Source organism: Aneurinibacillus soli (assembly GCF_002355375.1).
Taxonomy (GTDB): Bacteria; Bacillota; Bacilli; order Aneurinibacillales; family Aneurinibacillaceae; genus Aneurinibacillus; species Aneurinibacillus soli.
Map to the genome: position 1 here is coordinate 3,757,412 of NZ_AP017312.1, position 10,089 is coordinate 3,767,500.

A 10,089-nucleotide genomic window follows, 5' to 3' on the forward strand; every position below is an offset into this window, starting at 1 on the left:
CTTTCCGCTGTTTCTTCCCCCCAGTATATCAAAAAGCCCGATGCCGGAAAAACACTCCAGCCAGTGCAAATAAGATCAAGAAGCTCCCAAGCATATAGAACAGGGACGCTCCACCGAACGCTTCCATCGCCAATCCTCCAAGTCCTGGACCAACCAGACTGCCGCTATCAAAATGCAGGGAAGCCAGCACGTTACCGGATGCAAGCAAGGTGCGCGGCAATAACATCGCCACATAGGCAAGTCCCAATCCAAAAAACGAGCCAACGAATGTCCCGGCCAGTGCAAACAAAATCATCAAGCCATACACATGATCGCCAACAAACGGAACAATAAAAAAGACAAGACCACCGAGTACCGCACATACACGCAAAATGAGTTGCGGTCCGAATCGATCACTTAACATACCAAGCGGCACTTGAAGCAGCAGACTCCCCAGCACAAATGATGGTAAAATCAAAGAAATCCAGCCATCTGAGATGTGCAGCTCCGCCGCATAAATCGGGAAGCTAACATTGAGTGCGGCTTCCATTAAACCATACAAAAATGGCGCAAGCAGCGGTAACCAAACCAGCACATACACACGCCCATATGTCTTCGAGGAACTTCCTCCTTTCCTAGCAGGTGGCCGTTCATTGCGAATCGTATACAACAAAAGGCCTGTCATACCAAACAAGCTGCCCATTACGATAAACGGAACCCAGGTTCCATACGCCAGTAAGTTAATGCCCAATGGCCCGATACTAAACCCGAGACTATACATCAAACCATACAATGACATATACCGCCCACGTTTATTTTCCGGACTTTGATCCGCAATCCACGTCTGAGTCGCATAATGCAAAATGCTATCTCCGACTCCGACAAGAAAGCGCAGCACGAGCCAGATGATAAAAGAATATCCAATAACGGCAAACAAAAACGTACTGCTAACGACCATAACCAGACCAACAACAAGAAGCGGTTTATATCCATAGCGAACAAGCGGCTTTTCCACAAAAAAAACAGCGAGTAGCGCACCGACATAAAGCGCGGCCGCACTCAAACTGTTTACAGAAGCAGCAATCCCCTGTTTTTCTAACAACAATGACAGCAAAGGCAAAATCAACCCCTGACTCGCCCCTGCTACCAGTACAAGAATAAGTAATACAAAAAATCGATTCATTACAGTTTTCTCTTCTCTCTTAATACAATTTGCTCCAAGAAAATAATAAGCAGTACACCCATGACAAGCCCATTCCCGAAAATATAACTCACAAATGGCGGCAACGTCATCATCGCTTCTGGCGGCACAAACATAATGCCGATCCCGGTCAGAAGTCCGAATCCAATGATCATAATGGTGCGCTCATTCCACGTTACTTTCCCCAGGTCTTGCAGGCCAAATCCAATAAGCTGCGTAAAGCTCACAAACGATACTGCATAGCCAACTGGTGCTGGCAGCCCCGACAATACTCGACTCACCTGCGGCAGCATACCAAGAAGCATAAACAGTCCGCACGCGGTCAAAAAAGGCAAGCGCGATGCAATCCTTGTTACTTGAATAACCCCGGCTGTAATGGACAACGGAACAAGTCCGACAATGCCAAATGTTCCCGACAGCATGTGCGCCAGCCCGGTAAAAATACCGCCACGTCGATACTCTGCCTCTCCTGCCTGCACATGAACAACTTTGCCCACGACAACAATACTCGCCACTAGATTCGTTAACAAAATCAATCCCGTCAACATCGAGATCAAGATGGTTCCAAGATCAAATTCTGGAGTCCCCCAAAAGAACGGCGTAGGAAGCGACACAAGTCCGTGCATTTCTGGAAGTGGCTTCGTCCAACCGAGCAGTCCATATACCAACCAGCCTACAAGCATGCTAATCAGAATCGCAAAGCTGCGGATGTATTTATGCTTTGACCGAATCATCATAAACGTAAACACAACCAGCCCGATCGACACCAGTGCGATTTTAGGCGGAATACCCGTCTGCCCTGGCGTATAGCCAATGCCTAACAGACCTTTCATAAGTGAACTGCTCAATGACACCGCCAGAAGCAAAATATAGCCGCCTGTGACAAGCGGGGTAAACAGCTTTTGAATTTTACCAATTATACCTGTTACACCGAGGCCGACAAGCATAATGCCGGTAATGATTAGTCCCATTTCCAGCGAACGTCCGATATCCTGCGGAGATTTACCTGCCGCCATGCCCAGATTGGCTAAAATGATGAAAATCCCCCACCACATGCCTGCCGGACCTTCCGTGAGCGGAAGTCGATGTCCGAACAATACTTGTAGAATGGAAGCCAGCCCGATCAAAAAAAATGTCTGCTGCATAAATACACCGATATCGGCCGATCCGAGTCCGTACGCTTGCCCGACAACGAGCGGCACGACTAGGGAACTTGACAGTATGACAAAAAACCATTGCAGTGCTGCGGTAATTGTGACGGATAATGGCGGTCTGTCATTTAATTCATATATGTTTGTCGATGCTTTTTTTTCTTGTTGTGCTTCCATATCATCACCTCACTCACTTCTACGTGCGCATTGAAGCGCCACCTGCAAATCCGTCCACACTTCCCGCTTCGTTTTCGCAAGCGCATCCCCACGCTGACGGATCACATAGGCGGGATGCCAGGTCGGTACGATTTTAATGCTGCCGTACTCATACACATTACCCCGAAACTGCGACATCGTCTTCATATCCGGGAAGAAATACTGAAGCGACACTTTGCCAAGCGCCAACACGACTTTCGGGCGGATAAGCTCCAGTTCATAATGTAAGTATTTGCTGCATTCTTTTGTTTCTTCCAGTGTAGGCGTGCGATTCCCACCCTTCTCATTCGTCACCCGACACTTTACCACATTTGTAAAATATACGTGTTCCCGTCGAATCCCTGCTTTATTCAGAATAAGCGTAAGAAGTGACCCACTAATTCCGACCAGCGGCAACCCCCAATTCTCCTCGTCTTCCCCCGGTCCTTCTCCGACAATCATCAACGGTGTATCCGCACTTCCTGTCCCCGGCACACGGCCCTGAACACACTCACCGAGTGGGCAATCCGTACAAGCAAGAATCCGGCGGCGCATCTGTTCCATGCGTGCTGCTTTCTCCACTTGCTTTAGCGCTGGATTTACGTCTTCTGCGTGATAACCGTCACTTGTTAATCGACGATAAAAGTTAGTCATGCCTTCCGAGATGCTTTTCATCTGATTCTCTCCCATCCAGACAGCGTCTTTTCTACGATACCATACTTTTATAAGTGCCTGAAATGAAACATGCAAATAAAAAGAGAGAAGCGGCCTTCCTTGTTACAGGATAAGCCGCTTCGTTTTCGTATCTATTTATCGATTATTCACTGGTTTTTTCATTCATTTGGGCCGACCATGCTTCGTATAGCTGGTCTTTTGTTTTCAGTCCGGTCTGCGGAATCGCATGATTCACAACGTAAGAGCTTCCTACATGGCGATTCTCCCACATTTCCTGATGCGCTTCTGGCAGCTGGTCGAACTCAACGAATACAGGCTCAGTAATTTCAAGCATGCCGGCATCGATCATCTCATTCATGCGGATGACTTCATAAGCGTTCGAGAGGTGTGTGCCCCAGATGTTTGCTGTTGGCATGTAAACACGGCGTTGACGCATCCATACTTGCGGCGCATAGAAGCTGTAGCGACGTGCGTTCATGTCTTCGCTAAATACAACACGGCCCGTATATGGCTTCAGAAGCGTCGTGCTTACACCAAGCGCATCATGTCCAGCACGGTCAAAGATCAGGTCTGGATAACCGCGCGGGTTGTCAGGAGAGCGCAGGTATTTCGCCACGGCACCGCCAAATGGCTTGAAGATATAATCCGTGAAGTAGCGAACGGCTTCCTTGAATGCTTCCGTTTCCGTTTTCGGATTCGGGAAGTCCGGCATTGTATCCGGCCACACAAAATTCTCACCTTCGCGACGCTTGATCTCTTCGATACTCAATACGCCACGAACCGCATCACCATACCCAAGGCTCTGCACGAACTCTTTCTGGGCATCAGTATACGTTGCGACTACGATACGTGCGCCCATATCCCGTGCTGCTTCAATGGCAACAAGACCAGTCTGATCCACAATGCCATCTTCTTTCGTATCTGTTCCGTAGTAGATGAGGACCGACTCACCGGCACGCAGCAAAGCTTTCTCATACATGTCACGCGGTGTGCTGGCACCTTCTTTCCCCATGAAGGTAAAGTGGTAACCGCTGGACGCACCGTAGAACGTCAGAACCCCGTTTTTCTCCATCATCTGGAATGAACGTGGGAACGCTACTTCCCCAGCGTGGGATACGACATAGTCTGCCAGACGGCCATTGTTTTGCGCACGGTAGTCATCCAGAATTTTTTGACCTGCCGCCTCCCATGCTGCCCACTGTGACGGGTCAGCCGGTACTTTGGTGAATGCGTTGCCGTACTCCGGATTTCTCCGGTTAATAACGCCTGCTGCACCCTGCTCCTGAATGTATGCGGCACGTTCTTCACTCGATACCATACCGGTTACGGCCAGGCCATTGCGTGCTGCGGATTTGAGTGCTTCCAGTCCTGTACCGGTCGCTGCACCTTCTACGAACATTGTTTTGTTCGGCTCAATCGACAGTGTCGTGAACAGAGCGCGATAGATCGTACCCAGATTCAAAATGTAGCTTCCCGCTGCTTCAAGTGTTGCATCCTGCGGTTTTACATGAACCTGCGGTGCCTGTGCGATCATGAATTGCTGGTGCGAACCATCCGGTCCCTGATAACCCTGAATGCTAAAGTCTGCAAACATTGGATCAAGACCAACTGTTGGCGACAGCAGATTGTTCTGGCCAGAATAAATCGTAACGAGGTCGCCTACTTTCACACGGCCTTCCCGCTTCACTTCCGGGCCAACTGATGCAACAAGCGCAATACCACCACTTCCTGTTACGTGATAATCCAGGTCATGATCATCCAGTGTCGAAACCGGGATACCGGTCAGTGCCCAGATGTCATTGAAGTTTACTTCACTTGCCAGTACGTACAGCAACACTTCATTTGCTGTCGGTTTCTCAACCGGGATGACAATTTTCTTCTCAGCGTCAATCGGATCCCCGTGATCAACCGCGCCTGTTTCATCATTTTTCACAACCGCATAGGCATATTGCCACTCAGGGATCGGCGTGAAGCCTGGAAAGTACGGCGCACCAATTGGAAGCAATTCACCCTGCTCAATAAGCTCATCCTGCTTCTCTTCCGTCGGCTGGAAACGCGGACGAGTTGGCAGCGGCATGCTCTTCTTATCGAGGAATGCCTGAATGCCGCTTTTGCCGCCATTCGGATCAATTACCGCTTCCGCAAACAGCTGTGCTTCGCGTTCCATCCCCTTCTTAATTCCCTGCTCATAGCCTATGCGTGTCGCTTCCAATGCACGATTGGCTGCTTGCTCACGTCCTGCCCATTTGGACTGGCGCAAAATACGCTGGATTTCCGCACTGTTATCAATGGCTTCCTGCGGAAATGCCTGTGGTGTATTCCACTGCTGAACGAGACTGTTATGGCGGTCGAACGCTTCTTTGAGCGCTCCTGTGCCACGCAGAATGTATTCACGTGCCAGTGCAGCCGCGCGAACGAGTACATCATCACTTTCCTGGATGATTTCGTCAATCAGACCAATCTGCTTCGCTTCTTCTACATCGATCTTGCGGCCATTCAGAATAATTTCCAATGCTTTAAGGAATCCATCCGTGCCTCTGCGATCCTGCAAGAGACGCGGCAAGCGCTGCGTGCCACCGTAACCTGGAATGAGATTCAGATTAATTTCCGGCTGGCCAAATTCAGCGTGCGGCTCGGCAATTCGGTAATGAGTTGCCATCTGGAACTCGTTTCCACCCCCAAGCGCTACACCGTTGACAGCTGCGATAACCGGTTTGCCCAGTTTTTCGATTTTACTGAATGCCATATGTGCTTTATTCGCAAGTGGCAATACATCCTGCACATCGAACATTTCTTCGAGGAACTGCTTCACATCAGCACCAGCAACGAATGATCCTGTTCCCTGACCTGTAAAGATGACCACCTTGATCTCATCTCGGCGTTCAAGATGGCTAACGATTGTATTCAGCTCATCCAGCGCCCGTTCGTTCAGCGCATTAACTGGTGGATTTGTAATCGTAACCGTTGCGACACGCTGACCTGGTAGCACGTCATTGTACTGCACACGGAAGAAGCGATAAATTTCGAAAATCTTCTGCTCTTCTTCCATTTTTGTTTTCATACGCCACTGCTCGATTTTCGGACGAATCTCGTCAATGGACTCAGGATTACGCAGGGTCGATGTATCGCCGAGTTCTTCCCCATTAAGCAGATTGCTCAAGAAACGGCGCATGTATTTGCCGCTGCGTGTTTCCGGGAACTGCAGCACTTCGATATAATCACTCGGAACTGCGACCACACCTTTCTCCTGACGTACAAGTTCGGATAAGCGGCGCTGGTCCTCAAGCGTCAGCTTTGCACCCGGTACTGTCTGGATGAAAGCAACCGGCGTCAGTCCTTTCTCACGGTGCGGCGCCCCGATTACAATTGCATTTCCAACTGGAGAATCCGGATTGATCTGTTTGTCGCGCAGGATTGCGCCCTCGATCTCCTCTGTACCCATCCGGTGACCCGATACGTTAATAACGTCATCCGAACGACCGTGTAGGGAGAACGATTCATCTTCATATTTCATGGCGAAATCGCCCTGCGTATACGCCCATACACCATCCCACTTGCCCCAGTATGTGTCTACGTAACGGTCCGCGTCACCTTTCCATTCTGGCTGACCAAAATTCGTCTCATCACCCCAGATGTAGCGTGCCAGGTATGGATACGGCTTCGTGATCACAATTTCGCCTTTTTCCTCAAACCCAGCCGGACGGTGCTTTGTTTTTCCGCCTTCTTCACTGCTTTCCGAAATCCATACATCCCCGAAAATCCACGGCAGCGGGAACGTATGTGCATCTGCTTTGAGCTGAAAATCATTGTTGCCAAAGAAATGCGTCCATACAATGCCACCATGCTCCGTTGCCCAGTACGAGTTGATGTACTGCGGCGTCATCAGATCCATACCGAATTGCTGAACAGCCGGGCTAGTCGGCTCGGCACAGAAGGTTGCGACCCGAAGCGTATCCATGCTGTACTGTTCAACGTCTGCCTTATTCTGCGGATTGGACATAATCGTTTTTAGGAATGTTGATCCGGCTTTAAAGATCGTCACATTATACCGTTCGATGATGCTCGCATAGCGCCCTGCACTTGGGAATACCGGCGCCCCTTCTGCGACGATGCTTGTTGTGCGTGTGGTTAACGAAGCCGAGATCAGATACGACTGGCCGGTAATCCAGCCTGGATCGGCAATGACATACATGATGTCTTCGCCCGGCGTCGCATCGAATGAAACTTTCATTGTGTGTGCAAGGCCGGCTGTATATCCCCCATGAACATGAACAACGCCTTTTGGCTTGCCTGTACTCCCACTTGTATAGATAATAAACAGCGGATATTCCGCATCCACTGGCTCCGGTTTGGAAACCGCATACATGATCCGAATAAAGTCTTCTGTCGGAAGAGCAAGAAGGTCCTGTTCATTCGCTACGTTAGTACCTTGCTCACGTGCTATCGCAAGAATTTGCTCTACCGCTTCACCAATTAGCTCATGCGACCAACGATCACGCTCTGGGCGCCAGTTCAAATCCTGCTGGCGTGTATGGCGTACGACGATAACCGCTTCCACACGTGGCGGTGCATCTACCAGGCCTTTCGCGATAACCGTACGAATATGTGATTTCTGCTCGGCATCCATATCGTGGAACTGAGCCAACGCCATGCCGACACCGCGCATAGCATCTGAACGCTCGACCGTAATCTCGCTTCCAATCGTCTGCATTACTTTTTCTTGAATGAGTGTAGACTGCTGTTCGTTCAGATTCAGTTCTTTTAATTTTTCCTCGACAATCTGAACAGCGATTTCTTTTGGCACATAGTTATCTAATGCGGGATCGGTATACGCTTCTTTAAACTCTACGATCTGTGCGTTACGGTAGCCGCCGTCTGATGTAATAACAACTTTAGCTCCCGCGTTATGGATACGGTCGCTCAGCGTTTTATCACTGAATCCGCCGAATACAGCGGTATAAACAATCCCAAGGCGCTTCGCCGCTTCGGTATAATAAATCTGCTCCATAATATTCGGCATGTTCAGTGCAATTCGATCACCTTTTTTCAAGCCGAGATTTTTAAAAACCTGCGCGGCTTTAAGCGTTTCAAGCATCAGTTGTTTGCGTGTCACCGCAAATTCAACAACCGGGCCGCCCCGGCCATCATTCTTCGCCTGATCCCAGCGGTCGCCCTCGAAGTAAAACGCAATCTCATCCCCATGCCCATTCATTACATGGCGGTCTACTTCGTTAAAGCAGGCATTCGTTAAGCCACCACTGAACCATTTATAGAAAGGGGCATCACTGTCGTCAAATGCAGTCTTCCATGGCTCGTATGCTGGAGAATGAGTCACCGTAACAGGCGCTCCTGTATCAGCATCAAGTCCCATCCATTGATTATGCTCATCATTCCATATCATCCAGGCATTTGCCTGCTCGTCATACCAGTGAATTTCTCGTTTTGCGATATCTCCGTGGAAATTTCCTGGATCCTGCTCCGCCAGATGACGTTGCTTGTTCCAGTCTTCTCGAGTCAATATCGGATTACTTTTGGCTTTCTGCGTTCGTACATCCATCAGTTCTTGCCCCCTCCTGTGTGCTTCCATGAATTTTTCTGCCTCTCGAAAGGCTCTACTCTCCTACCACTGTTCATTTTCTCACTAATTGTATTAGTACAGAAATTGATAGTTAACCATTTGTTATATAATAACCCACTAAATTTTAGATGACAAGACTTTTTATTAATTATTACAACTTATTAAAATGTTTTGATAATTATTTCGTTTTCTAAAGAAAAAAGCCTCCTATCTACACACAGATAAGAGACCCCATCATTATTATAAAATTACACTGGTAATTTTCAATTCTTCAATTGTCTGGCGGAGTTTACGCATGTCTTCATGAAAAACTTCCTTCAGTTCACGGCGATAAATAATCGCTGCAGGATGATAGAGCGGAAAAACATGATATAGCTCATCCGACCAGAAAAATTCGCGGCTGTCTTCTTTTGTTTCAGGACGCTGTATTGATACAGTAAGCAAATTTCCATGTACTTCAGAAATAGAGCGCTCTCCGAGAAGTCTCTTTAGAGGAGTAGAGCCGAGTGTAATAATAAGCTTTGGGGCAAGTAGTTGAATCTCCATATCCAGCCATGCTGCACACGATGCGACAGCATGTTTGGAAGGGGGACGATTTGATTTCGTGATTCGAACCGTTCCATTTTTAAGCAATGTTTCTTTTTCTTTATAGGGCCGACAACGAGTTGCATTGGCAATATACATTTGATCCCGGTTCAAACCGACACCTGCAAGAAACTGATTTAAGTTCTCACCTGCTTTCCCTTGAAAAGGACGTGCATATTTCATCTCTTCGGCGCCTGGACTCTCACCGATCAACATAACTTCCGCATTGGAAAGCCCATACCCTGGCACAGGGGTTTGTCCTTCTTCCCGGCGCAATCCATCCTCGCAACGCACACATGTCAAAAATTTTTCAGGAAGCAGCATCGTATCATCTCTTTTCTTAAGTATGGTATGTACCCTTATATATGTTCTTCCTCAAAAAGGACTAAAATAAAAATAAAAACGCGATCCTTCGTCCTTTATGGAACGAAAAACCGCGTTGTTGGCTATGTATGGAGCGGGTGATGGGAATCGAACCCACGTATTCAGCTTGGAAGGCTGATGTTCTACCATTGAACTACACCCGCATGCAATACATTGTGGTGCCGAGGACCGGAATCGAACCGGTACGGTAGTCACCTACCGCAGGATTTTAAGTCCTGTGCGTCTGCCAGTTCCGCCACCCCGGCACAAAAATGGAGGAGGTACCCGGATTTGAACCGGGGAATAAAGGTTTTGCAGACCTTTGCCTTACCACTTGGCTATACCTCCAATATAGAAACAAC

The 10,089-nt window shown here is 48.5% G+C and carries 5 protein-coding genes and 3 tRNA genes; all 8 read right to left on the minus strand.

Going from position 1 to position 10,089, the window contains the following annotated elements; genetic code table 11:
* Positions 1-28: 28 nt before the first annotated feature.
* A complete protein-coding gene (locus CB4_RS18940) occupies positions 29-1,162 on the minus strand; it encodes an MFS transporter (protein WP_096467280.1) in 1,134 nt (377 codons plus the stop codon).
* Positions 1,162-2,508 carry a purine/pyrimidine permease gene (locus tag CB4_RS18945; protein WP_096467281.1) on the minus strand — a complete coding sequence of 449 codons (1,347 nt, stop codon included), beginning with the start codon at positions 2,506-2,508 and terminating at the stop codon, positions 1,162-1,164. The genes CB4_RS18940 and CB4_RS18945 overlap by 1 nt, the downstream gene beginning before the upstream one ends.
* 9 nt (positions 2,509-2,517) lie before the next feature.
* Positions 2,518-3,201 carry a uracil-DNA glycosylase gene (locus CB4_RS18950; protein ID WP_157738066.1) on the minus strand — a complete coding sequence of 228 codons (684 nt, stop codon included), beginning with the start codon at positions 3,199-3,201 and terminating at the stop codon, positions 2,518-2,520.
* Between the two features lie 142 nt (positions 3,202-3,343).
* Positions 3,344-8,758: an AMP-binding protein gene (locus tag CB4_RS18955; RefSeq protein ID WP_096467283.1), complete on the minus strand. Its 5,415-nt coding sequence runs from the start codon at positions 8,756-8,758 to the stop codon at positions 3,344-3,346.
* A gap of 261 nt (positions 8,759-9,019) precedes the next feature.
* A complete protein-coding gene (locus CB4_RS18960; protein WP_096467284.1) occupies positions 9,020-9,688 on the minus strand; it encodes a uracil-DNA glycosylase in 669 nt (222 codons plus the stop codon).
* Positions 9,689-9,817: 129 nt separating this feature from the next.
* A tRNA-Gly gene (locus CB4_RS18965) sits at positions 9,818-9,891 on the minus strand.
* A gap of 13 nt (positions 9,892-9,904) precedes the next feature.
* Positions 9,905-9,993: transfer RNA gene (locus CB4_RS18970), tRNA-Leu, on the minus strand.
* A gap of 7 nt (positions 9,994-10,000) precedes the next feature.
* A tRNA-Cys gene (locus CB4_RS18975) sits at positions 10,001-10,075 on the minus strand.
* Positions 10,076-10,089: the final 14 nt, after the last annotated feature.